Source organism: Sulfuricaulis sp. (assembly GCF_040901545.1).
Lineage (GTDB): Bacteria > Pseudomonadota > Gammaproteobacteria > Acidiferrobacterales > Sulfurifustaceae > Sulfuricaulis.
Genome location: NZ_JBBDYL010000005.1, coordinates 9769 through 32323 on the forward strand (window position 1 = coordinate 9769; position 22555 = coordinate 32323).

Annotated in this window: 24 protein-coding genes, 1 other RNA gene and 1 pseudogene; 16 read left to right on the forward strand and 10 right to left on the reverse strand. The window is 61.7% G+C overall.

The annotated features are described in order from the left end of the window. The 7 genes and pseudogenes from WD823_RS01125 to WD823_RS01155 all read left to right on the forward strand — a co-directional run. The coding region (locus WD823_RS01125) for an HAD-IC family P-type ATPase (RefSeq protein WP_368427643.1) at window positions 1-952 on the forward strand (952 nt) is incomplete at its 5' end. 57 nt (window positions 953-1009) lie between these two features. Further along, a pseudogene (locus WD823_RS01130) lies at window positions 1010-1378 on the forward strand (cation:proton antiporter); the annotation flags it as partial. Between the two features lie 13 nt (window positions 1379-1391). After that, a complete protein-coding gene (locus WD823_RS01135; protein ID WP_368427825.1) occupies window positions 1392-1862 on the forward strand; it encodes a proton-conducting transporter membrane subunit in 471 nt (156 codons plus the stop codon). After that, window positions 1832-2461: a hypothetical protein gene (locus tag WD823_RS01140; RefSeq protein WP_368427839.1), complete on the forward strand. Its 630-nt coding sequence runs from the start codon at window positions 1832-1834 to the stop codon at window positions 2459-2461. The genes WD823_RS01135 and WD823_RS01140 overlap by 31 nt, the downstream gene beginning before the upstream one ends. A gap of 17 nt (window positions 2462-2478) precedes the next feature. Next, a complete protein-coding gene (locus WD823_RS01145) occupies window positions 2479-2736 on the forward strand; it encodes a proton-conducting transporter membrane subunit (RefSeq protein WP_368427644.1) in 258 nt (85 codons plus the stop codon). Window positions 2737-2778: 42 nt separating this feature from the next. Beyond that, the gene (locus WD823_RS01150) at window positions 2779-3045 is read left to right on the forward strand and encodes a hypothetical protein (protein ID WP_368427645.1); all 267 of its coding nucleotides are present in this window, start codon (window positions 2779-2781) and stop codon (window positions 3043-3045) included. Between the two features lie 783 nt (window positions 3046-3828). Further along, the gene (locus WD823_RS01155; RefSeq protein ID WP_368427646.1) at window positions 3829-6666 is read left to right on the forward strand and encodes an AMP-binding protein; all 2838 of its coding nucleotides are present in this window, start codon (window positions 3829-3831) and stop codon (window positions 6664-6666) included. Between the two features lie 93 nt (window positions 6667-6759). On the opposite strand, the gene WD823_RS01160 is transcribed toward WD823_RS01155, so the two are convergent. Continuing rightward, the gene (locus tag WD823_RS01160) at window positions 6760-7410 is read right to left on the reverse strand and encodes a DUF2459 domain-containing protein (RefSeq protein ID WP_368427647.1); all 651 of its coding nucleotides are present in this window, start codon (window positions 7408-7410) and stop codon (window positions 6760-6762) included. Between the two features lie 144 nt (window positions 7411-7554). Here WD823_RS01160 and WD823_RS01165 point away from each other — a divergent pair, with 144 nt between their 5' ends. Together WD823_RS01165 and WD823_RS01170 are read left to right on the forward strand one after the other, a co-directional pair. Next, complete coding sequence (locus tag WD823_RS01165; RefSeq protein WP_368427648.1) at window positions 7555-8511, forward strand: M28 family peptidase; 957 nt, start codon at window positions 7555-7557, stop codon at window positions 8509-8511. Continuing rightward, on the forward strand, window positions 8508-9056 hold the full coding sequence (locus WD823_RS01170) for a 2'-5' RNA ligase family protein (protein WP_368427649.1): 549 nt from the start codon (window positions 8508-8510) through the stop codon (window positions 9054-9056). The genes WD823_RS01165 and WD823_RS01170 overlap by 4 nt, the downstream gene beginning before the upstream one ends. On the opposite strand, the gene rpiA is transcribed toward WD823_RS01170, so the two are convergent. Next, entirely contained in the window at window positions 9057-9713 is a 657-nt protein-coding gene (gene rpiA, locus WD823_RS01175; RefSeq protein WP_368427650.1) for a ribose-5-phosphate isomerase RpiA, read from the reverse strand. 280 nt (window positions 9714-9993) lie between these two features. Here rpiA and ilvA point away from each other — a divergent pair, with 280 nt between their 5' ends. Together ilvA and WD823_RS01185 are read left to right on the forward strand one after the other, a co-directional pair. Beyond that, entirely contained in the window at window positions 9994-11508 is a 1515-nt protein-coding gene (ilvA, locus tag WD823_RS01180; RefSeq protein ID WP_368427651.1) for a threonine ammonia-lyase, biosynthetic, read from the forward strand. 24 nt (window positions 11509-11532) lie between these two features. Further along, window positions 11533-12573, forward strand: coding sequence for a rhodanese-like domain-containing protein (locus WD823_RS01185; RefSeq protein WP_368427652.1), 1041 nt, complete (start codon window positions 11533-11535; stop codon window positions 12571-12573). Between the two features lie 14 nt (window positions 12574-12587). Here the strand turns inward: WD823_RS01185 and WD823_RS01190 are convergent, their stop codons facing one another. The 6 genes from WD823_RS01190 to WD823_RS01215 form a co-directional block, all read right to left on the reverse strand. Next, window positions 12588-13070: an EVE domain-containing protein gene (locus WD823_RS01190; protein ID WP_368427653.1), complete on the reverse strand. Its 483-nt coding sequence runs from the start codon at window positions 13068-13070 to the stop codon at window positions 12588-12590. 127 nt (window positions 13071-13197) lie between these two features. Further along, window positions 13198-14010: a TIGR00282 family metallophosphoesterase gene (locus WD823_RS01195; RefSeq protein ID WP_368427654.1), complete on the reverse strand. Its 813-nt coding sequence runs from the start codon at window positions 14008-14010 to the stop codon at window positions 13198-13200. Window positions 14011-14044: 34 nt separating this feature from the next. Beyond that, a complete protein-coding gene (locus tag WD823_RS01200; protein WP_368427655.1) occupies window positions 14045-14635 on the reverse strand; it encodes a 5-formyltetrahydrofolate cyclo-ligase in 591 nt (196 codons plus the stop codon). A 25-nt stretch (window positions 14636-14660) separates the two neighbouring features. Then, window positions 14661-14847: non-coding RNA, 6S RNA (gene ssrS / locus WD823_RS01205), on the reverse strand. A 16-nt stretch (window positions 14848-14863) separates the two neighbouring features. Continuing rightward, window positions 14864-15175, reverse strand: coding sequence for a cell division protein ZapA (locus WD823_RS01210; RefSeq protein ID WP_368427656.1), 312 nt, complete (start codon window positions 15173-15175; stop codon window positions 14864-14866). 1 nt (window position 15176) lies between these two features. Continuing rightward, window positions 15177-15404, reverse strand: a complete 228-nt coding sequence (locus WD823_RS01215; RefSeq protein ID WP_368427657.1) for a TIGR02449 family protein — start codon at window positions 15402-15404, stop codon at window positions 15177-15179. A gap of 95 nt (window positions 15405-15499) precedes the next feature. Here WD823_RS01215 and WD823_RS01220 point away from each other — a divergent pair, with 95 nt between their 5' ends. Then, on the forward strand, window positions 15500-16081 hold the full coding sequence (locus WD823_RS01220) for a UPF0149 family protein (protein ID WP_368427658.1): 582 nt from the start codon (window positions 15500-15502) through the stop codon (window positions 16079-16081). A gap of 141 nt (window positions 16082-16222) precedes the next feature. Here WD823_RS01220 and WD823_RS01225 read toward each other — a convergent pair whose 3' ends face one another. Beyond that, complete coding sequence (locus WD823_RS01225; protein WP_368427659.1) at window positions 16223-17179, reverse strand: PA2778 family cysteine peptidase; 957 nt, start codon at window positions 17177-17179, stop codon at window positions 16223-16225. A 24-nt stretch (window positions 17180-17203) separates the two neighbouring features. Then, the gene (locus WD823_RS01230; RefSeq protein WP_368427660.1) at window positions 17204-17650 is read right to left on the reverse strand and encodes a PA2779 family protein; all 447 of its coding nucleotides are present in this window, start codon (window positions 17648-17650) and stop codon (window positions 17204-17206) included. 172 nt (window positions 17651-17822) lie between these two features. On the opposite strand from WD823_RS01230, the gene pepP reads away from it, so the two are divergent. The 4 genes from pepP (at window position 17823) to WD823_RS01250 (ending at window position 22532) form a co-directional block, all read left to right on the forward strand. Next, on the forward strand, window positions 17823-19124 hold the full coding sequence (pepP, locus tag WD823_RS01235) for a Xaa-Pro aminopeptidase (RefSeq protein WP_368427826.1): 1302 nt from the start codon (window positions 17823-17825) through the stop codon (window positions 19122-19124). A gap of 69 nt (window positions 19125-19193) precedes the next feature. Next, the gene (gene ubiH / locus WD823_RS01240) at window positions 19194-20429 is read left to right on the forward strand and encodes a 2-octaprenyl-6-methoxyphenyl hydroxylase (protein ID WP_368427661.1); all 1236 of its coding nucleotides are present in this window, start codon (window positions 19194-19196) and stop codon (window positions 20427-20429) included. Between the two features lie 19 nt (window positions 20430-20448). Then, entirely contained in the window at window positions 20449-21666 is a 1218-nt protein-coding gene (locus WD823_RS01245) for a UbiH/UbiF/VisC/COQ6 family ubiquinone biosynthesis hydroxylase (RefSeq protein ID WP_368427662.1), read from the forward strand. Between the two features lie 416 nt (window positions 21667-22082). Continuing rightward, window positions 22083-22532, forward strand: coding sequence for a hypothetical protein (locus tag WD823_RS01250; protein ID WP_368427663.1), 450 nt, complete (start codon window positions 22083-22085; stop codon window positions 22530-22532). Window positions 22533-22555 lie beyond the last annotated feature (23 nt).

Sequence of the window (22555 nt, forward strand, 5' to 3'; positions counted from 1 at the left end):
TGCGCTCCCGGGCGCCGAGCTGGAGCGACTGGACGACGCCGGGCTGCGCCAGCGCGCCGGCGAGATCGACGTGTACGCGCGCGTGAGCCCCGAGCACAAGTTGCGCCTGGTGCAGGCGCTGCAGGCACGCGGCGAGATCGTGGCCATGACCGGCGACGGCGTCAACGACGCCCCGGCGCTCAAGCGCGCCGACGTCGGCATTGCCATGGGCATCACCGGCACCGAGGTGGCCAAGGAGTCGGCCGACATCGTGCTGGCGGACGACAACTTCGCCTCCATCGTCAACGCCGTGAAGGAGGGGCGCACGATCTACGACAACCTGCGCAAGACGCTGCTATTCATGATGCCGACCAACGCCTGCGAGGCGTTCATCATCGTCGTCGCCATCGTCTTGGGCATGGTGTTGCCGATTCTGCCGGTGCAGATTCTGTGGGTGAACATGGTCACGGCGGTGACGCTGTCACTGGCGCTCGCGTTTGAGCCGGCCGAGCCCGACATCATGCGGCGCCCGCCGCGCGACCCGCGCGCGCCGATCTTCTCGCGCCATTTCCTATGGCGCACCCTGCTCGTCACCACGGTGGTAGTGGCCGGCACGCTCGGCATGTTTCAGTGGGAGCAGACGCGCGGCGAGATCCTTGAAGTGGCGCGCACCGCCGCGGTCAACACCCTGGTGATGTTCGAGGCGGTATACCTGCTCAACACGCGGTTCCTGCTGGCGGTGGCGTGGCCGCATCAGGCCCTGCGCGGCAATCCCTGGGTGCCCCTCAGCATCGCACTCATTGTGGGCTTGCAGCTGCTCTTCACCTATGCGCCATTCATGCAGACGCTGTTCCACACCGCGCCGCTGGACGCGGAGTCGTGGATGCGGATCGTGCTGATCGCGGCTTCGATTTACGTGGTCGTGGAACTCGAAAAGGCGTTCGTGCGCGGCTTGCGACGACATCCCGTCTGACAGGAAATCCGGGCGGTTCATGACGAATGAACCGCGTGCAATGCCGAGGGAGGTACGTTGCCCGTCTTTGACAACGTGTTTTATGAGATCACCGCGCTGCTGTTGTTCGCGGCGGCGGCCGGCGGGATCGCGCTCAAGCTGCGCCAGCCGCTGATCGTGGCGTTCATCGTGGTCGGCATCGCGGTCGGCCCGGCGGGCCTGGGCTGGGTCACGGCGCGCAACCAGGTGGACCTGCTCGCCACCCTCGGTATCGCCCTGCTGCTGTTCGTCGTGGGCCTCAAGCTCGACCTGCACCTGATCCGCAGCATGGGTCCGGTGGCGCTCGCCACCGGGCTCGGTCAGGTGGTGTTTACCTCGGTAATCGGTTATTTCATCGCCATCGCCCTCGGCCTCGACCACGTGCCGGCGATCTACGTCGCCGTGGCGCGACGTGATCGTGATGCTGTTGCTGATCGGTTTCGGCGTCAAGACCGGCGTGCTCGGCCTGCATGTGGCGCTGCCGCTCGCCTACGGCGTCACGCCGGCGCCGGGCGCGGCGGCGCTGGCCTCGGCCATGATCAAGGCCGGCCTGCTCGGCTGGCTGCGCTTCCTGCCGCTCGGCTTTCCCGTGCCCGAATGGAGCGCGATTTTTATCGCGCTCGGGCTGGCGGCGGCGCTCTATGGTGTGGTCATCGGCCTGGTGCAGCGCGAACCCAAGGTGATCCTGGCCTATTCCAGCATCAGCCAGATGGGGCTGATCACCGTCGGCGTCGGTCTCGGGCTGGCGGCGCCGGCGGCAGCTGTGCCGGCGCTGTTCGCGCTCACGCTGTACGCGTTGCATCACGCGCTGGTGAAGGGTGCGCTGTTCCTCGGCGAGGGGCTCCACCGCGCCGCGGCCGGGTGTTTGCCGGACTCGTGCTGCTGGCATTAGTGCTGGCCGGCGCGCCGCTCACCAGCGGCATGCTGGCCAAGCATTATCTCAAGGACCTGGCGCTGTTCACGAGCTGGCCGCTGGCGCCGGCGCTGACGCTGGCCACGATCGGCACCACGCTACTCATGGCGCGTTTTCTGTGGCGGCTGCGGCTCGCCCCGGCAGACGTCACGTTGCTGCGCCTGGGCGCCCTGGCCTGGCCATGGGTGGCGCTGGTCGCGGCGGCGCTGGCGGCAGGCTGGCTTATGCTGCCGCCGGAGCGCGCGTCGCTGCTCGCGCCCGCAGCGCTCGCCGGCGCCGCCTGGCCGGTGGCGCTCGGCATCGTCATCGCCGCCGTCGCCATACGTTTCGGGCGCGGACTGCGTTTTTCCCTGCCGCCGGGCGACGTGCTGGTGCCGGCCGAGATCGCGTTACACCGGCTCGCGGGTTTTGCGCGGCGCCTGCCATCAATGGGCGCCATGCCGTCCGTGGCGTTTCCCGGCGCGCGCCTGCCGGCGGCGGTGGCGCGGCTCGAGACGCGGCTGCGGACGTGGATGGTGGTCGGCGCGGCGTTGCTGGCGTTGCTCGGGCTGTTCATCGTCCTGCTCGCCTCCGGCTGACGGGGTGGGCGATCGGCGTGACGCAGCGCGACGCCAAGGTGGTGCTCGCCTACTCGAGCATGAGTCAAATGGGCCTGATGACCGCCGGTATCGGCGCCGGACTGCTCGCGCCGCAGGCCTGGCCGGCGCTCCTGCCGGCGGTGACGCTCTATGCCCTGCATCATGCCTTCGCCAAGGGCTCGCTGTTTTTCGGCGTGGGGGTGGCGGGGGGGGGGGGGGGCGCGCGGCCCTGGGTGCTACTCGGCCAGCTGCTGCCGTCGCTGGCGCGCCATTGACCAGCGGGGCACTCGCCAAGGCATATATAAAAGGATGCGATTATGATGTTGCCTGCACCCTGGCCGGCCTGGCTCGCATGGCTGCTGCCGCTCGCAGCCGTGGGCACGAGTGTGCTCATGATCCGCTTTTTGTTCATCATCGCCGCCAAGCGCTCGCCGGCGCGGGCCGTTGGGCACAGTTTGTGGCTCGCGTGGTGGCTGCTCTGGCTGCTCGGTGTTGCGTCTATCTCCTGGACTGCGCCGTGGGTATGGTCGCCGGAGCGCTTCGCGCGCACCCTCGCGCCGGCTGGGCTGTGGGTGAGCCTGTAGCCGCTCGCCGCGGGCCTGCTTGCCGCCAGTCTCGCCATGCTGCCGCCATTACGGCCCGCGCGGCGCTGGGTAATGGCGATTCAGCCCGGCGATCTGCTCGTACCGATCGAGCGAGCGCTGCGATGGTTCGCGGATGCAGGGCGTCGTGTACCGGCGATCGCCGTCTTACACTTCGCGCTGGAATTCTTGTCACAACCGCTTGCCACCGCTGCCCGGATCGAGCGATGGCTGCTCATAGAGTGTCATCGGCGCGGCTGTGCTTCTGTTGCTCGGGCTGTTTGCAGTTCTATTTGCCCAGATCTGATGGCGGATTAAGGATGTGTAGGCGACGCGCAGCAGATCCGCCTTGAGTTGTTCGCACTATATCTGGATGTCCGGAAATCGCCGCCATAGAGGTACTCCAGCGCTTTGAGAGGAGTCCTGCTTACCGTGTGCAACAGGTCGAGCGCGGCATGATGCTAGCGTGAACGCCACCGCACGTTTCACCGCCCGGTTTACCCGCGGTGAGAATTCAGTGGCGACCAGGATATGTTCAATTTTTCCATAAGCGTATTCAACCGAGCCGGTCATTCTTCGCGCGCCGGTAGGCGCGCTTGATGGCTTCGATATGCAATCTTCTCGCCTTGACCGCTTGGTGTCGTTATTGTCATGATCATCAGCTTAACGCGGTCGCTATTTATACATTGATTTAGGTCAACGCCGAGCCCTCGTGTTCGGTTTTAAATGATTGTCTGTGATACCGGAGCATCGGTACCCAAATGGTTTCCTGCGAGGAAACTTGCGATGTCGAACGGACAACCCAATTCCGAGGAAGTAGCCACGGCGGAAGACCTGCTCGCCGTGGTACACGCGCTGGCCGCTGAACTGCACCCAAACCGTCCACCAATTACTATCAGTCTCGATAGCTCGCTTGAGCGCGAACTCGGTTTCGACAGTCTGGCGCGCGTCGAATTGCTTGCCCGCCTTGAGCGACGTTTCGGCACGCACCTGCCGGAGACGGTACTGGCGGGCGCCGAGACACCGCGCGATCTGTTGCGCGCGCTGGCGGCAGGGACAGGCCACGCCGCGGCCCCGGCGGATACCACGGTGCGTGCGACCCCCGTGGCGGGCACGGTGACCGCGCCGGTACATGCCCAGACGCTCATCGAGACGCTCGCGTGGCATGCGCGCGCGGTGACGAACCGCGCGCACATTTATCTCACGCAGGACGAGGCGTCCGAGGAGGTCGTCACCTACGGTGCCTTGCTCGCCGAGGCGCAGACGCTTGCCGCGGGACTGCGCGATCTCGGCCTCACGCCGGGCCAGACCGCGGCGATCATGCTGCCGACCGCGCGCGAGTACTTCACGAGTTTCTTCGGCGTGCTGCTGGCGGGCGGCATTCCGGTGCCGATTTACCCGCCGCTGCGACCGGCGCAGATCGAGGAGCACCTTCGCCGCCACGCGCGCATCCTCGACAATGCGGCAGCCGTGGTGCTGATCACGGTCGCCGAGGCGCGACCGCTCGCGCGATTGCTGCGCGCGCACGTGGCGAAGCTGCGCAGCGTAGTCACGCCCGGCGAGCTGATCGAGCGCGCCGCGGGCAGCGCGGCTGTGGCGGCGCCCGCGCTCGATGCCCAGGACATCGCGCTGTTGCAGTACACCTCCGGCTCGACCGGCAACCCCAAGGGCGTGATCCTCACGCACGCGAATCTACTCGCCAATATTCGCGACATGGGCGCGGTCACGCAAGCGAGCTCCGCGGATGTGTTCGTAAGCTGGATGCCGCTGTATCACGACATGGGGCTGATCGGTGCCTGGCTCGGCAGCCTGTACTACGGCATGCCGCTGGTGGTCATGTCGCCGCTCATGTTCCTCGCGCGCCCGGAGCGCTGGCTGTGGGCGATCCACCGCCACCGCGCGACACTTTCGGGCGCGCCCAACTTCGGCTACGAGCTGTGCCTCAAGCGTATCGACGACAGCGCCGTCAAGGGATTAGACCTGAGTTCGCTGCGCTTCGCGTTCAACGGCGCCGAGCCGGTGAGCCCGGACACGCTCACGCGCTTCGCCGCGCGCTTCGCGCGTTACGGTTTCCGGCCCGAGGCGATGGCGCCGGTCTACGGGCTGGCGGAGTGCTCGGTGGGGCTGGCCTTCCCGCCGCCCGGGCGTGCGCCGATTGTCGATCGCGTCGAGCGCGAGACGTTCATGCGCGATGGCCGCGCGCTCCCGGCGGCCGACGATGACACCACGGCGCTGCGCTTTGTCGCCTGCGGCCAGCCGTTGCCCGGCCACCAGGTCCGCATCGTGGACGCGACCGGATATGAGGCGGCCGAGCGCGAGCAGGGCCGGCTCGAGTTTAAAGGGCCTTCGGCCACGAGTGGCTATTTCCGTAACCCCGAGGAGACGCACCGCCTGTTTCACGATGGCTGGCTCGACTCCGGAGATCTTGCCTACATCGCTGAGGGCGAGGTATATCTCACCGGGCGCGTGAAAGACGTTATCATCCGCGCCGGGCGCAACGTCTACCCGCACGAACTCGAGGAGGCGATCGGCAATCTCAGCGGTATCCGCAAGGGTTGCGTGGCGGTGTTCGGCAGCACTGACACGGCTTCGGGCACCGAGAAGTTGATAGCGCTGGCCGAGACGCGCGAGACGGACGCGGCGACGCGCGAGCAGCTGCGACACGCGATCGTTGCGATCGCCACCGATCTGGTTGGTATGCCGCCCGACGATGTGGTGCTGGCGCCGCCGCACACCGTACTCAAGACTTCGAGCGGCAAACTCCGGCGCGCCGCGAGCCGTGAGCGTTACGAGCGCGGCGATATCGGGCGGCAGCCGAAATACGTGTGGTGGCAACTTGCGCGGCTCGCCTGGTCGGCGCTCCGGCCCGAGCTCCATCGGCTGCGGCGCACCGCCACCGGCATGCTGTACGCGCTCTATGCCTTGCTGCTCTTCTGGTTGCTGGCGCCGGTGGTATGGACGGCGGTCGCGTTGGTGCCGAACCAGGCCATTAATCGGCGGCTGATTCGCGTGGCGGCGCGGCTGTTGATTAAACTCTCCGGCACGCCGCTCGTGGTGCGTGGGCGCGAACACTTGCCGGACGGTGTATGCATCATCGTGGCGAATCATGCCAGCTACCTCGATGGTATCGTTCTGAGCGCGATTCTGCCGGGCGCCTACAGCTATGTCGCCAAGCGCGAACTGGCCGGCCAGGTCATCGCGCGCCGTTTCCTGACGCACATCGGTACCGAATTCGTGGAGCGTTTCGAGCGGCAACGCGGCGTTGCGGACGCACGCGAGCTCGCGCAGGCGGCGCGCGCCGGACGCACGCTGGTGTTCTTCCCGGAAGGCCGGTTCGAGCGTGCACCGGGGCTCAAGTCGTTCCATCTTGGTGCCTTCATTGCCGCGACCGAGGCGCAGCTTCCTGTGGTGCCGATCGCTCTGCGCGGCACACGCTCGATCCTGCGCGAGTATCAATGGTTCCCGCGCCGCGGCCGGATTGTTGTGACCGTGGGAGCGCCAATTCTTCCGCCGGGCACGGACTTCGAGGCGGCACTCAAGCTGCGTGACGCGGCCCGCACCCAGATCCTGGCGCATTGCGGCGAACCGGCTCTGGCCGCATCAGTGGCATCGAATCCTGACTAGATGGCAAGACTTGGCCGCTTGGCTAATGATCGAAACAGACAAACAGCCGAGCAAACGGGTGTTGCTCTAGCCTCTGCGGCTCAGGCGCTGATTTCATTCGGCCGGCACTGCTTGCACTACCCTCCCGAGGCGGCGCGCCTGGGCCATCAAGCCCTCAGTAGTGATCGAGTCGCGTACCGGCAGCCCCGCGGCGCGTAGCGCCCGCGCCGTCCAGACATTGCAGGTGTTGAACACGTGAAACGTCTCGCGTGCTGGGTAGAAACGGCTGTCGCCGTACAGCCCCGGCCCGAGCGGCGCGACCGGCTGCGTGCCCTCGCGGGCGTGGGCGTCATGAAAGTATTTTGCCAAGCGCTCGAAATCGTGGCGCGTCAACGTCAGTGCGACGATCTCGCTTGCCGGAAAGTGGGCGGTCGGCTGGTCGCGAAACCCGACCATATGCAACACACTCGGTGTCGGCACGAGCGCGGCCTTCAGCGTCAGCCATAGGCCCGGGTTGCGCGCCTGGTAGTAAGCGCGGTCGCCCCAGCCGACTTCGAGATACTCAGCCTGTGGGAAATCGCTGGCCTCGGGCCATAATCTGGCCGGAATGTCGGCGCGCCGGATGACTATCCCGGTATGCCAGCCGTGGCTCACGAGAAAAACCGGGACGGTCAGCGCGCCCTCGCGCGTGGTGGGCTCCGCCATCGGTGTAACGCAGGCGGTAAGCAGCCCCATACCTATATAGAATAAGGCATAGTTTTTCATAGCGATATCCTGCCACGTCTGGTGCACCAAGACATCGTCATCTGGCAGGCGCAGGGCCGGATGCGTGGTCACCCTGTCGGCGGCAACACGCCAGCTTACCGGCCTTGGTTGGGATAATCGGAGTTAGCATCCATGTGGAAACTTGTGACATTACGTTCGGCCGGTGCAATCATCGTTCTATGGCTGATGTTGGCGGTAACGATATTCACTTCTACCATGGCGGCTAGTATCTCGGAAACCTCTTTGCGCACGCACGTGCAGACCCTGGCGGGGGACATCGGTGAACGCAACGTGTTGAAACCGCAAGCGCTGCGTGCGGCCGCGGATTATGTTAGACGCCAGTGGGAATCGTATGGCTACCAAGTCATTGAACATGAATACAAGCTTGAGAACGATCGTTGGGCGAATTTGGAGGTCATCCTTCCGGGACGTCTGGTGCCGAATGAGATCGTCGTCATCGGCGCCCATTACGACTCGGTGTTTGGGAGTCCGGGCGCGAACGACAACGGCAGCGGGGTGGCGGCACTGCTTGAGCTCTCGCGCCTGTTCGCCGCGCGCGACACCGAGCGCACCGTGCGCTTCGTCGCCTTCGTGAACGAAGAGCCGCCGTTCTTCCGTACCGGCGCAATGGGCAGCCGGCATTACGCCCGCGGCGCGCGCGCCCGGGGCGAGGACATCCGCGCCATGCTCGCGCTCGAGACCATCGGCTACTATGACGATAAGCCCGGCAGCCAGAACTATCCGCCGTTGTTCGCGCCGTTCTTCCCGGACCGCGGCAATTTTATCGGCTTGGTATCGAACTTTCGCTCGCGCGCGCTGCTCAAGCAGGTGGTGGCGGCGTTTCGTGCCGCGAGCGATTTTCCCCTCGAATACGTGTCCACGTTTGGCTGGGTCCCGGGCGTGGACTGGAGCGATCATGGCTCGTTCTGGAGCGAAGGTTATCCGGCGATCATGGTGACCGACACCGCGTTGTACCGTTATCCCTATTACCATTCGGAGCAGGACACGCCCGACAAGGTAGACTATGCGCGTCTCGCGCGCGTAACCGCCGCGCTCGCCGCCGTGGTCGAGGCGCTGGCGCAGGCCGGCGAGGCGCCATGACAGAAACCCCGCGCTTCACCCTCTGGCTGTTGCTGGCACCGGAAGCGCATGCGCGGTTTCAGGCCCTCATCGCCAGGTTGAGCGCGCGGCTTGGGACGCCCGCGTTCGAGCCGCACATCACATTGCTCGGTGGACTTGGCGGCAGCGGGAAGGAGTTGTGCCAGCGAACGCGCGCGCTCGCCGCCGCGATTGAGCCGCTCGAGGTACGCTTGCACGAGGCGGCCAGCCTCGACGAATACTACTGCTGCCTGTTTGTGGAGGTCGTCCCATCACGCGCGCTGCAGGATGCGCACGCAGCGGCCGGGCAAGTGTTCGATCAGCGCTCGAACGCGGGTTTCTACCCGCACCTCAGCCTCGTCTACGGCAATCTGGAGGAAAAAGAAAAAGCAACCGTCCTGAATGAAATCGGGAGGCATTTCGACGAAAACATCCGCATCGAGCAGCTCGCGCTTTATGATACCAGCGGTCCAGTCTGGCGTTGTGTCGAGCGCGTGGGGCTGGGCGGCGGTGATCGCGGCGGCTCGCGTGCCGCGCGGCCAGGGTGATCAGGTCAGCGTACGCACACCCTGGTCGCCGCCGAGCAGCAGCACGTCCGCCGGTCGGCGGGCGAACAGGCCATTGGTTACCACGCCGGCGAGGTGGTCGAGCTTCGCTTCCAGTTCCACCGGGTTCAGGATGCTCAGGTTGTGCACATCGAGAATGAGATTGCCGTTATCGGTCTTGAAGTTCGGGCGCAATTCCGGTTGCCCTCCGAGTTCCACGATTTTGCGCGCCACCAGACTGCGCGCCATCGGGATGACCTCGACCGGCAACGGGAATTTTCCGAGTACGCCTACCAGTTTGGAATCGTCGGCGATGCAGACGAACTTCTGGCTCGCCGCGGCGATGATCTTCTCGCGCGTCAGCGCGCCGCCGCCGCCCTTGATCAGGTATAAATGTTTTGTCGCCTCGTCGGCGCCGTCCACGTACAGCGGTAGATCGCCGGTGGCGTTGAGATCGAGCACCGGAATGCCGATCCTTTTCAACCGTTCGGCCGTGGCGTTGGAGCTCGCCACCGCGCCGTCGAGCTTGCCCTTGATTTTGGCCAGCCCGTCGATGAAATGGTTGGCCGTGGAGCCGGTGCCGACACCGATCACCCAACCGGATTCGACGTAATCCAGCGCCGCTTGCGCGGCCGCTTTTTTCTTTGCATCGGGGGTCATGTCTCACTCGCTGCCTGAAAGGGGATCAGAATACCTATTGTCCGCGTGATAATGAAGCGTCCAATCTGATAGATTATTGAGGCGGCATGAACCCGACTGAACTGTTGCGGTTGAATTACCCGGTGCGCTTTCCGGATAAGCCGCCTGGCCATCTCAATAATCGAAAATTCTTAGGGATTTTCGTTATTGATCTGACATCTCAACGTTGCCGAAAAGTTGGAGATCCATGCGTGCGTTATCGCTTCGTTTCAAGTGAATTTGTGCCAGGTCAATAACCGCAATGCCCCAGAAATACCTGAAGAACATCGTCAACGCCCGGGTGTATGACGTCGCGCGCGAGACCCCGCTCGAACTCGCACCCATCCTGTCGCGCCGCACCGGCAACCGCGTCTGGCTCAAGCGCGAGGATGAGCAGCCGGTGTTTTCGTTCAAGTGCCGCGGGGCGTATAACAAAATGGCGGGCCTTCCGAAAGCAGAACTGAAACAGGGCGTGGTCGCCGCCTCCGCCGGTAACCACGCGCAGGGTGTCGCGCTGGCGGCCGCGAAACTGGGCACCAAGGCGATCATCGTCATGCCGCGCACCACCCCCGGGATCAAGATCGATGCCGTGCATAACCTGGGCGCTCGGGTGGTACTGCACGGCGACAACTATGACGAAGCCTACACCCGCGCATGCGAAATCGCGACCCAGCGCAAACTGACTTTCGTGCATCCCTACGACGATCCCGAAGTAATCGCCGGACAGGGCACCATCGGGATGGAAATCCTGAAACAACACACCGGACCGCTCGAAGCCGTATTCGTCCCCGTGGGCGGAGGCGGGCTGATCGCCGGCATCGCGGTATACATCAAGCAACTGCGCCCCGAGGTGAAAATTATCGGCGTGGAGCCGGAAGATGCCGACGCCATGGACCTGTCGCTGAAGCGCGGCAAGCGCATCATGCTCGATCACGTCGGTATCTTTGCCGACGGCGTGGCGGTGCGCCAGGTGGGCCGGGAAACGTTCCGGTTGGCCCGGCAATTCGTGGATGGCATGGTGGTGGTGTCGAACGACGAGATCTGCGCCGCGATCAAGGATATTTTCGAGGACCGCCGTTCCATTCTGGAGCCGGCCGGCGCGCTCGCCTTCGCGGGCCTGAAGCGCTACGCCGAGCAGAAGCGGCTCAAGAACAAAAACCTCGTCGCCATTGCTTCCGGCGCGAACGTGAATTTCGACCGGCTGCGGCATGTGGCCGAACGCGCCGAGATTGGCGAGCGGCGCGAGGCGCTGTTCGCCGTCACCATCCCCGAACGCCCCGGCGCGCTGAAGAAATTCTGCACCATCCTCGGCAATCACAACATCACCGAGTTCAATTACCGCTACGCGGATGCGAAAAACGCGCACATATTTGTCGGCGTCCAGATTCCGCCGGATACCGCCGAGGCCAAGAAGCTCGTGGCCACGCTGCGCCAGCACGGCTACGCCACGCTGGACATGACCGACAACGAAATGGCCAAGCTGCACATTCGCCATCTTGTCGGCGGGCGCGCGCCGAATGCCGTCGACGAAATCCTTTATCGATTTGAATTTCCCGAACGCCCCGGGGCGCTGATGAACTTTTTGGATAAAATGGGCGGACGCTGGAACATCAGCCTGTTTCACTACCGCTCCCACGGCGCCGACTTCGGCCGCGTGCTAGTCGGCATGCAGGTTCCACGGAAAGCTAAAAGGAATTTTCAGAAATTCCTCGATAACCTGGGTTATGAATATGTTGAGGAAACAAAGAACAAAGCATATCGGTTGTTTCTGAGTTAATGTATCGGAGTTAAGAGCGGTATAATGATTTTCGAACAGATAAACACCGGCAGTTGTCTGTCCTACCTGGTCGGCTGTTCCGAGACATGCGTGGCGGCGGTGATCGACCCGGAGATCAACCAAATCGACCGCTACCTGGCGCTGGCCGCGCGCGCTGGACTGCGCATCCGTTATTTGATCGACACGCATACGCACGCCGATCATTTCTCCGCCACGCTGCAACTGTCAAAACAGCTTGAGGTACCGGTGGTGATGCATCGCCTGAGTCCGGCGCCGTTTGTGGATATACGGCTTGACGATGGCGAGATGGTGGCGCTGGGCCGAGAAAGGCTCCAAGTCATCCATACCCCCGGTCACACGCGTGACTCGATGTGTCTCCAGCTTGGGGACCGGGTGTTCACCGGCGATACGCTGCTGATCGGTGCGACGGGTCGCACGGACCTGCCGAGCGGCGACCCGGATGCGCTCTATGACAGCCTGTTTCACCGGCTGCTGCGGCTCGATCCCGCGCTCAAAATATTCCCGGCCCACGATTACAAGGGGAACTCCCAGTCATCCATCGCGCAGGAACTCGCCACCAATCCGCGGCTGCAACAGCGCGACCGCAAGACCTTCGTCGAGATGATGCGAAGCCTCAATCTCGGCATGCCGAAACACATTACCGAGGCGCTGCGAACCAACATGAGCGGGGGAAAGAGTGTGGCGCAATTGCTGAGCGAAGCCGCCGCGAACGTGCCATTCATGTCTCTGGCTGAACTCAAGAGCCGTCTCGACACCCTGTCGGGCGGCCTGATCGTGCTGGACGTGCGCGAGCGCGATGCCTATGAGGAGGGGCACATTCCCGGAGCGGTGCTGCTCCCGCGCGGGCAGATGGAATTACGCGTCAACCAGGACCTCCCCGACCCGACACGGCGCATCCTTTCCTACTGTGAATTAGGCCGAATATCCACGCTGGCCACGGCGACACTGCGCGAAATGGGATATCAGCGCGCGGTGGCGCTGGACGGTGGCATGAACGCCTGGCGCGAGGCGGGTTATCCCATCAAGCCGGGACGGGAACCCTGATCGCTTAAATCAATTTAATTACTATCCAGTTTGCTTCCTGACTGTGCCATTTTCAGAATGGCGTTCCATTGCTGGGGAGTGACGGGCATGACCGACAACCGGCTGCCGCGCTGCACCAGTGGCATTTTACGCAGCGCCGGGTTGGCCTTGATCTCGTTCAATGAAATCGCGCGCGTGAAGCGCCGCCTAAGTTGCACTTCCACCATGAACCATGACGGCTTTTCCGGCGAACCGCGGGGGTCATAATAGGGACTGCGGGGATCAAACGCGCTCGGGTCGGGAGCTGCGGCACTCACGATTTTGACGATGCCGGCAATGCCCGGTTTGGCGCAGCGAGAGTGATAGAAGAATGCCGCGTCGCCCGGTTGCATCGCCCGCAGGTAATTGCGCGCCTGATAATTGCGCACGCCGTCCCATCGTTCGGTCTGTTGGGGGCGCGATCCGAGATCGTCAATGCTGAACGCGTCCGGCTCGGATTTCATCAACCAGTAATTCATGTGTCCGGATTGAAGGCGAGATGACCTAGGTCACGGCGCGGCATGTGTCACGATTGCCGGGACCAGCAGGAATAATTTTTATTACCGATTACCATCGTGACGGCCGTCTCCGGGAATGCTCGTCCCGCTAGGCAACCCTGACGGCGGATTGCACGACGGTCTCCGTTGCTCGAATCCGCGTGATGGCGCGGCACAATCCCGTCTTTTCATCAATGTCGAGCAAGACCCCGCAAAGGGTTCCCATGCCCTCCGCGACCTCGAAACGCTCGGGGAGTTTCAGCACAAAGCGTCTGAGCGCTTTCTGGGTATTCATGCCGATGACCGAATCATAGCAACCGGTCATTCCGACATCGGTGATATACCCGGTACCCTGCGGCAGAACCCGCTCGTCGGCGGTCGGCACATGGGTGTGGGTGCCGACCACGGCGCTCACCCGCCCATCGAGGAACCAGCTCATGGCCATTTTTTCGCTCGTGACTTCGGCATGCAGGTCCACCAGCACCATTTTCACATCCTCCGGTTTCGCCGCCAGCGCCGTGTCGGCGGCGGCGAATGGGCAGGCGAGTGTCGGGTGCATGTATACATTGCCCATCAGATTGAGAATGCCGACCCGGTGGCCGGTTGCAACCGAGATCACGAACCATCCGGTGCCGGGCGTACCCTCAGGGTAATTGTGCGGACGCAGGAGCCGCGGTTCGGTGGTGATGTATTCCAGCGCCTCTTTTTTGTCCCACGCATGGTTGCCGTTGGTCATGACGTCGACACCCGCGGCAAACAATTCCTCGGCGGTTTTTTGGGTTATTCCGGCGCCGTCGGCGATGTTCTCGGCGTTGGCCACCACTAGGTCTACTTTGTGACGGTTCCGCAATAGGGGTAGCTGTTCGGAAATGACACGTCGCCCGGGTTTCCCGACGACGTCGCCGATAAAGAGCAAATTCATGATGCCTGCCTTTTTGTTTTGAAGCGATTAACGATTAATAAATATAGACGGCCTGATCGGTGACCACGCCCTGCAACGGAACATCCCAGGGGTCGGCCTCGATACCGTTGATCCGCTGGAAATCATAAGCCAGCCCGATGATATGCGGTTTCCGCCAGCCCTTTCGCCGTCGCAGGAAGGCCAGGGTGAGGTCGTAGAACCCCGCGCCCATGCCGAGACGGTTGCCGTGATCGTCGAATCCGACGAGCGGCATGAGAATCAGATCGAGTTCGCGCGCACGCACGAGATCGCGCGTTGTTACATCCGGCTCAAGCACCCCGTAACGGTTACGTACTAATTCGGTCCCGTCTTGATTTTTGGCAAACCACAACCGGTCATGAGACAGGCGCGAGATCGCCGGCAGGTAGCAAATTTTACGCATCCGGTGAATATGTTCGATGATGCAGCGCGTATCGATCTCGCCGTCGATCGGCAGATAGCAGGCGATGCGTCGACTTGCGCGGTACAGACGCGTGCCCACCACCTTCGCCGCGAGTTTACGGGCGGCGAGTCGCTGTTCTTCCGGGGTAAGCTGGTTGCGCCGGTTACGCAGGGCGCGGCGCAAATCGGTTTTTTCAGTCGACACGGAATAATCACTAAGCCAAAAGAAGGCGCCCTCCGCAGATGCCGTGCTGCTCCGTAGCCTTGAACCGTGAGGTTCAAGTGGGCGCCTCAGAGATGCATCAGGCTTCCCGCTGCAAGGCGGGCTTGCACAACAGCATCTGCAATCCGGCTCCCGTCATAAGCACTTATAGGTTCAGAGGATAACTGGAGCAATCACGCGCACCGCAGGGGGCGCACATTAAGCATATACCTATTGGCGGGTTTGTGCATCCTGATGCAGGGCTGCATCGATCTTGGTCTGGAGGAATTTGATTTTTTGTGCCATGTCGAGCGGCAAGCCGCCGCGCCCGCGCAACTCGATCAATTCATGCGCGATATTGAGCGCCGCCATGACGGCGGTTCGTTCGGTGCCGATTACCTTGCCGCTGGATTGCATGTCACGCATCGTTTTGTCGAGGTAACCGGCCGCGGCTACCAACGCCGCGCGTTCGCCCTCGGGGCAGGCCACCATGAACTCCTTTCCGAGTATGGTGACGGTCACGCCATCGCGGGATTCCTTCACGTCAACTGCGCTCCAGCGCCTTGAGGCGGTCAATCATGGTTTCGATGCGTGCGCGCGCGAGCCGGGTTTTTTCCATCAGGCGCGCGTGCTGCTCGCTCAAATCGTTCTGATCCGTTTTGAGCGACTGGTTCTCGGATTTGAGGCGCCGGCACGTCTCGATAAGCTCATCGATGCGACTTTCCAGAATTTTGAGATCCAAGCTTTCGGCGTGTTGATCGTCGGGTGCCATGGTGCATTCACTATAGGACTGACGCCCTCACGGGTCAACGCTTTCGGCGCCGCCCGGGCGGGTGTAAACTTCCCATTCTTTTTTACCGAATCGCCTTGTCGGCGCTTGTCTCTGACACCGTGGAAACCGCAGCCGATTACCCTGTCTACGACGTAGCCACGCACCGCTTGCGGGAAGCCGGTATTACCACCGGCGCGGCCGAGGCGCATGGCATCATCACCGGCGTGCTGTGCGCGCCCGACGGCGCCCGGGTCGCCTGGCAAACACTGATACTCGGTCGCGATGCCGGAGGAAACCGCGAAACCCCGGCGGAATTGTCCGAGCTGCTCGCGGCCATGTACCGGTCGGCCTTCGCCCACTTGAACGGGTTGGAGCACGCGTTTACGCCCTTGCTTCCGGGCGACGAACACAGCCTGGCGGAGCAGATCGAGGGTTTGACCGACTGGTGCCGCGGTTACCTCCTCGGGTTGCATGCCGGAGGAGTAAGGGATGCGCGGGCACTTTCCGGCGACGCCAGGGAAATAGTCCGCGATATCACCCGTATTTCGGAGGCTGAAATGGACACCGCGCGCGCCGGCGACAAGGAAGAGCGGGCACTCATTGAAATTGTGGAATATCTGCGTATCGGCGTACAACTCGTGTTCGAGGAATTGCAGTCGCCGGCCGCAAAGCATTAAGAAACTTAAGATAAAGAATGAATGGACAGAATTGACAGGATTTACAGGATTAAAAACAGGATTAACAGGATTAATTGTTTTAATTTTTAAAAATCCTTAATCTTGTAAATCCTGAAAAATCCTGTTAATCCTGTGAATTAATTATTTTCCGAGGTTTGCCTCGATCTGCTTCAGTGTCTCACGGAAGGTTTCCCGTTGCGGTCCGCCGATATCCACGGCGCGCTGTGCCGCGACGCGTGCCTCCCCCCACCGTTGTTGATCCGCCAGTGTCAGGGCGAGATTGTTGTAGGCCACGGCGGCGTCCGGGTGATCCCGGGTCGCCTGCCGGAATGCCTCCTCGGCACCGTGGAGGTCTGCCAGCGCATAGCGGCTGTTTCCGAGCCCGATGCGGGCGGCCAGGCTTTTCGGCCAGCGCTTGAGCGCCGTGTCGTAGGCGATAACGGTTTCATTCCATCGACCGATGCGCTCGAGCGGCGCAACCGCCTGCAGATACGGAATTTCCTCGGCGGTGAACGGGAGGCGATCGGGTGGCATCACCACCATTGACCAGTACTGCGATCGGCGCCACGTGCGCTCGAAAACCCTGAACGGAACCTCGCGGCGTTTCTCCCTTCCCGATCGCAGGATCAAGCGGTCGCCTTTCAGATCAAATCCGACGACCACGGCGTAATGCCATATGGGATACCACGGCAGGCTAAGGTTCTGCAAAATCACCACCGGATTATGGGTTGCGACCTCGGCCAGCAGCGATTCCAGCTGCGGTTGCAAGACATACGGAATGCGTCCGTGCCGGCGCGCGGCCCCGATCAGCTCGAGTTGCAGGCTCCCCTGGCGTTCAGGAATGTAAACCTGGGGCGCCAGGTCAGAGGGAGTGACCTGGCTCCCGCTCCAGGTGAGCACGGTCGCCAATGCCGCCGGCCCACACTGGTATTCCTCCTGCGGAAAGAAGGGCACCGACGTGAGTTCGACCGGGTCCGGGAAGACCTCGGCGGTGGCGCGTATTCGATCGGTCTGCAGGGTGGCACAACCGGCCGTCAGCACGATCACGAAAAAAACTAAACCGCCCGTGCAAAGCCGGGCGGTTTGTTTACGACTCATCCGGGTTAACGCCGATCGAAGTGCTTAACGCTTCGGATGCTTGACGAACGGGAATATATTGGTGTATCCGAGGATATCCGTGATCAGCAGCACGATGAAAATAAACACCAGCAGTCCGAGGCCGTCACCGCCCGCCGGCAGTTGATCCATCTTGGCCGCCAGGGTTTGGACTTCGTTATCCGTCAGGCTGTCAAGACGCGCCTGCACCTGCGCCGGATCGACACCCCGGGCGACGAGTTGGGATTTCACGCTGTCGCGGTTGAGGACAGTCTTCAGTCGTTCACGATCTTGTTGCACCTGAGCCGCATTGACCACGACCTCGGTGCCGATCATGCCGGCCTGCGCGCTGGGGAAGTGGATGGAGAGCGCAAGCAGGCCCAGCACAACCAGATGGCTGACGGGTTTGGTAAGGCGACGAAGTTTTTCCATTAGTTTGATCTCCTGATACGTGGGATGAAGTTGATCCAGCATAATTTAACCTTAGGGGCAGCCGCCATACCGGCCACCCGGTTTCGTCCAGCAAGCTATACCGGCCGTCGAATTTCTTGCTGACAAAGACCGTTTACTGGCCGGGAATTATAACAAGTTGCCGGATTCTAACCAGCGACAACGTTTCGGCTCCGAATTTGGCATAATGGATTGGATGGACATGAAAGTCTGCCAAAAACGCCGCGAAACGCTGATGAGCCACATGGGCGGCGGCGTGGCCATTCTGCCGACCGCCCCGGTGCGCGTGCGCAATCGCGACGTGCATTATCCTTTTCGCGCCGACAGCGATTTTTATTACTTGACGCACTTTCCCGAACCCGAGGCCGTCGCGGTGCTGGTCCCGGGGCGCAGCCATGGTGAATACATCCTGTTCTGCCGCGACCGCAATCCGGAAAAGGAGATTTGGGAAGGGAGGCGCGCCGGTCTCGAAGGCGCGCGCGCGCTGTACGGGGCGGACGACGCTTTTCCCATAGATGACATCGATGAAATCCTGCCCGGCCTGCTCGAGAATCGCGAAAAAGTTTTTTACAGCATGGGCCGCTATCCGGATTTTGACGCCCATTTGATGACCTGGGTTAATGAAGTCCGCGGCAAGGCGCGCAACGGCGTGCACGCGCCGGGCGAGTTCGTGGATCTGAATCACATCTTGCACGAGATGCGCCTGTTCAAGGGACCGGAGGAAATCCGGCTGATGAAACGGGCGGCCAAGATTACCGCGCAGGCGCACCGCCGAGCCATGCAAGCGTGCCGGCCGGGCATGAAAGAATACGAAATTGAAGCGGAATTGCTGTACGAGTTCAAAAAAGGCGGCAGCGCCTACCCGGCCTATCCGCCGATCGTCGGGGCCGGGCGCAACAGTTGCATCCTTCACTACACGGACAACAATGCCGAGCTCAAATCCGGCGACGTACTGCTCATCGACGCCGGCGCCGAGATCGATGGCTACGCCGCGGATGTCACGCGCACGTTTCCCGTTACCGGGCGCTTCAACGGCGAGCAGCGCGCCGTCTACGAGCTGGTGCTGGCCGCGCAATCGGCGGCCATCGAGCAGGTCAAGCCCGGTAAGCACTGGAACGATCCGCATGAAACCGCGGTGCGTTGCCTAACGCAAGGGCTGAAGGATCTGGGGCTGCTCGACGGCAGCGTGGACGGGCATATTGAAAACGCAGACTACAAGCGTTTCTACATGCATCGCACCGGACATTGGCTCGGCATGGACGTGCACGACGTCGGCGATTACAAGCTGGACGAGACCTGGCGGCTGCTCGAACCCGGGATGGTGCTCACGGTGGAGCCGGGCCTGTATATCGGCGAAGGCAAGCATATTCCGGCCGGTTTCAGCAATATTGGCGTGCGTATCGAAGACGATGTTTTGGTAACGCGCGAGGGCAATGAAGTGCTTTCGCGGGACGCGCCCAAGGCCATCGACGAGATCGAAGCCTTGATGAAAAAGTAGCAAGTTACAAGTGACAAGTAGCAAGAAAAAAATGAACGGTTCTCTGCAGCTTTACTTGCAACTTGCTGCTTGAAACTTGCAATCGATTTTATGGACTACGACATTCTCATCATCGGCGGCGGTCTGGTCGGCGCGAGCCTCGCTTGTGCCTTGCGGGTTATCCCCTTGCGCATTGCGGTGATCGAGGCGGTGCCGCTAGCCTCGTCGGCACAGCCGAGTTATGACGACCGCACACTGGCCCTGGCCTATGGGTCGAAGCGGATATTTGAAAGCTTGATGGTTTGGGACGCCGTCGCGCCCGATGCCACCCCCATCGACCGGATTCATATCTCGGACCGTGGCCGCTTCGGGGTTACGCGCCTTTCGGCGGCCGATGCGGGGCTGCCGGCCCTGGGTTATGTCGTGGCCAATCGCCGATTGGGGGCGGCGTTGCTCGGCGGGTTGCAGCAGGCGCCGCAGATCGAGTGGTTGTGCCCGGCGGAAATGCAGGATATCCGGCTCACGCCCGACACCGCCACGACGACCATTCGCCATCAAGACCAGATCAGGACACTCACCGCGCGACTGATCATCGCCGCCGACGGCGCGCATTCCGCGGTGCGCGCGGCGCTCGGAATCGAGGCCGAGCGTACCGAATATTTCCAGAGCGCCATCGTCTCCACGGCGACGGCCAGCGAACCGCATCGCAACACGGCATACGAACGCTTCACCGACACCGGGCCGCTGGCGCTGCTGCCATTGCGTACCCACGATGTCGCGGTGGTGTGGAGCGCACAAGACGCCGAAGAAAAAGTAATTCTGGGTTGGAGCGACGAGGAATTTTTATCCCGGTTGCAGAATCGTTTCGGCGACCGCCTCGGGACGTTCACCCGAATCGGCAAGCGTGCCGCCCATCCACTCACGCTGACACGGGTCAGGGAACATGTCCGGCCGCACCTGGCGCTGATCGGCAACGCGGCCCACACCGTGCATCCGGTAGCCGGGCAGGGTTTTAATCTGGGGCTGCGGGACGTGGCGGCGCTGGCGGAGATTTTGGCCGATGCCGTGCGGGACGGCGAGGATATTGGAGATATTCGGGTGTTGCGCGGCTACGCCGATTGGCGCCGGCGCGATAATCGGATAACGGCGGGATTTACCAATGGCCTCATCCGGATTTTTTCCAACAACCTGTTTCCGTTCACGCTGGCGCGCAATGCCGGGCTGCTGGCCGTGGATCTGCTCCCGGGAATCAAGCGCGGACTCATACGCATCACCAGCGGCCAGGCCGGGCGGCTCCCGCGCCTGGCGCGCGGGCTGCCGTTGTGAGACTGATAATTAAAGTGTCATGAAAAGTAACTTCGATATCGTGATCGTGGGGGGCGGCATGGTGGGAACCGCGCTGGCCGTCGCACTGGGAAATTCACCCCTCAAGGTTGCGGTACTCGACCGCGTGAGCGCGGCACCGCCACCGGAGAAAGATTATGACCCGCGCGTCAGCGCCATCACGCTGGCTTCGCGCGCCTTGTTTGACAATCTCGGTGCCTGGGTTGGGATGGAACGGCGGCGTGTCTCCCCGGTGCGCGAGATGCACGTGTGGAGCGGCAACGACGGCGGGTCGATTCATTTCAATGCGGCCGAAATCGGCGAGCCGGCGCTCGCTTATATCGTCGAGAACAGCGTGATCCAGACGGCGCTCATCGAGCGGCTACATCAGTTCACCAATGTCCATTATCTGTGCCCGGTCGAGATCGGCGATATTACGCTGGCGGATAACGGTGCAGTGATCGTGCTGCAAGATGGACGCTTGCTGCAGACGCGGTTGCTGGTCGGCGCCGACGGCGCGGACTCCGCCGTGCGACAGGCGGCCGGTATCGAAACCCATGCGCTTAAACTCAATCAGCAAGGCATCGTGGCGACGGTCACAACGGAAAGGCCGCACGAGCATATCGCGCGCCAGCGGTTTCTGGCGACCGGGCCGCTGGCCTTCCTGCCGCTCGATGAGCCGCGTACCTGTTCCATCGTCTGGTCGGCGGACAATACGCGGGCCGAGCAGTTGATGGCGCTCGATGACGCGGCTTTTATCCCAGATTTGCATCAAGCATTTGGATCATCCCTGGGAAATATTCACACGGTCACACCGCGTGCCGCATTTCCGCTGGTGCTGTCGCATGCCAAAACCTACACCGCGCCGCATCTGGCGCTCATCGGCGATGTCGCCCACACGGTGCATCCGCTGGCCGGGCAGGGCGTGAACCTCGGTTTCCTCGATGCTGCGACATTGGCCGAGGTATTGCTGGATGCCGTAGCAAACCATAAGGACATCGGGGATCACGCCGTGTTGCGGCGCTACGAACGCTGGCGCAAGGGCGACAATCTCGCGATGATTTCCATCACGGGTGGGTTTAAGTATCTTTTTGGCAATGATCTCCCGGGAGTTAGCCAGCTGCGGAATCTGGGGCTTGATCTCACCAATGCCGCGACACCCATCAAAAATTTTATTATGCGCAGGGCGAGTGGATTGGAAGGGGATCTGCCCAAGCTCGCGAGGCGAGCCTTGAATTAAGAATGTCATTCCGGCAAAAGCCGGAATCCAGGGTGTAAATGAGTAAAAGCCGCCTTTGGCGGCTTTTATTTTGAAAAGCTATTTGCGGGTAGCTCCACCCCTGCACCCTGGGTGACTTTCTTTTGTTCGGCCAAAAGAAAGTCACGAAAGAAAATGCCGCCCGGATGACGCGCTTGTCCTGTGCTTCGCGCCTTTGCCGTGCAGGTCGCGCAACGGCACTTCCCTGTGCCGTGCATGACGCGCGGGCTTTCCCGCCCGCGCCCCTTCGGGCTGGTGGGCAAAGGCTGGCGATGCTCGGGCGCGCCATACGGGATTCTAAAAAACCCCCAGTGGCGTCCATTTTACCTAAAATTACTTGACATACTAATTATACTAATAGTAAATTTAGTTTCTCGTTGGAATTAGAGGGAAGCACCATGCGTATGCATCGAATCGAAGTAGATGATGAAATCTTTCATTATCTTAAGGGAAAAGCGGAACCATTCGTTGATACTCCAAATACAGTACTGCGAAAGGAATTGTTGGGGGATAAATCAGGGTCTATACGTATATCCGTAGTTCGCAATAATGGTTTAGATTTACCTATCATGCCTACCGGAATGCCGATAGCGCTTAGGCAGATTCTTGAAGTTGTACATATCGTCCGAAAAGAGGGTCTTAGTCGACAAGAAGCAACGCATAATGTCGCAAATAAATATCGCGTTGCTCCCCCAACGGTGATTGATAAGTACTGTCGCCAGTTAAACCTCACGGCTCACGCGTTTGATAGATTATTAACGCAACCCGGCCTTGCTGATCTTCGTGCCCTGCTTAATAAAAAATTTAATGAGCATCATGCCATGATTAAAAGGTATCTTGCGGAATGATCAATTCACCTTGCGACGAACTC

Excerpts from the sequence above, each read along its gene's own strand:
- WD823_RS01155 (WP_368427646.1), top strand. The coding sequence starts at position 3,829 with ATGTCGAACGGACAACCCAATTCCGAGGAAGTAGCCACGGCGGAAGAC.
- WD823_RS01190 (WP_368427653.1), bottom strand. The coding sequence starts at position 13,070 with ATGAATTACTGGTTGATGAAATCCGAGCCGGACGCGTTCAGCATTGAC.
- ilvA (WP_368427651.1), top strand. The coding sequence starts at position 9,994 with ATGCCCCAGAAATACCTGAAGAACATCGTCAACGCCCGGGTGTATGAC.
- WD823_RS01135 (WP_368427825.1), top strand. The coding sequence starts at position 1,392 with ATGCTGTTGCTGATCGGTTTCGGCGTCAAGACCGGCGTGCTCGGCCTG.
- WD823_RS01225 (WP_368427659.1), bottom strand. The coding sequence starts at position 17,179 with ATGAGTCGTAAACAAACCGCCCGGCTTTGCACGGGCGGTTTAGTTTTT.
- WD823_RS01185 (WP_368427652.1), top strand. The coding sequence starts at position 11,533 with ATGATTTTCGAACAGATAAACACCGGCAGTTGTCTGTCCTACCTGGTC.
- WD823_RS01245 (WP_368427662.1), top strand. The coding sequence starts at position 20,449 with ATGAAAAGTAACTTCGATATCGTGATCGTGGGGGGCGGCATGGTGGGA.
- rpiA (WP_368427650.1), bottom strand. The coding sequence starts at position 9,713 with ATGACCCCCGATGCAAAGAAAAAAGCGGCCGCGCAAGCGGCGCTGGAT.
- WD823_RS01150 (WP_368427645.1), top strand. The coding sequence starts at position 2,779 with ATGATGTTGCCTGCACCCTGGCCGGCCTGGCTCGCATGGCTGCTGCCG.
- WD823_RS01170 (WP_368427649.1), top strand. The coding sequence starts at position 8,508 with ATGACAGAAACCCCGCGCTTCACCCTCTGGCTGTTGCTGGCACCGGAA.
- pepP (WP_368427826.1), top strand. The coding sequence starts at position 17,823 with ATGGACATGAAAGTCTGCCAAAAACGCCGCGAAACGCTGATGAGCCAC.
- WD823_RS01195 (WP_368427654.1), bottom strand. The coding sequence starts at position 14,010 with ATGAATTTGCTCTTTATCGGCGACGTCGTCGGGAAACCCGGGCGACGT.
- WD823_RS01230 (WP_368427660.1), bottom strand. The coding sequence starts at position 17,650 with ATGCTGGATCAACTTCATCCCACGTATCAGGAGATCAAACTAATGGAA.
- WD823_RS01160 (WP_368427647.1), bottom strand. The coding sequence starts at position 7,410 with ATGAAAAACTATGCCTTATTCTATATAGGTATGGGGCTGCTTACCGCC.
- WD823_RS01250 (WP_368427663.1), top strand. The coding sequence starts at position 22,083 with ATGCGTATGCATCGAATCGAAGTAGATGATGAAATCTTTCATTATCTT.
- WD823_RS01215 (WP_368427657.1), bottom strand. The coding sequence starts at position 15,404 with ATGGCACCCGACGATCAACACGCCGAAAGCTTGGATCTCAAAATTCTG.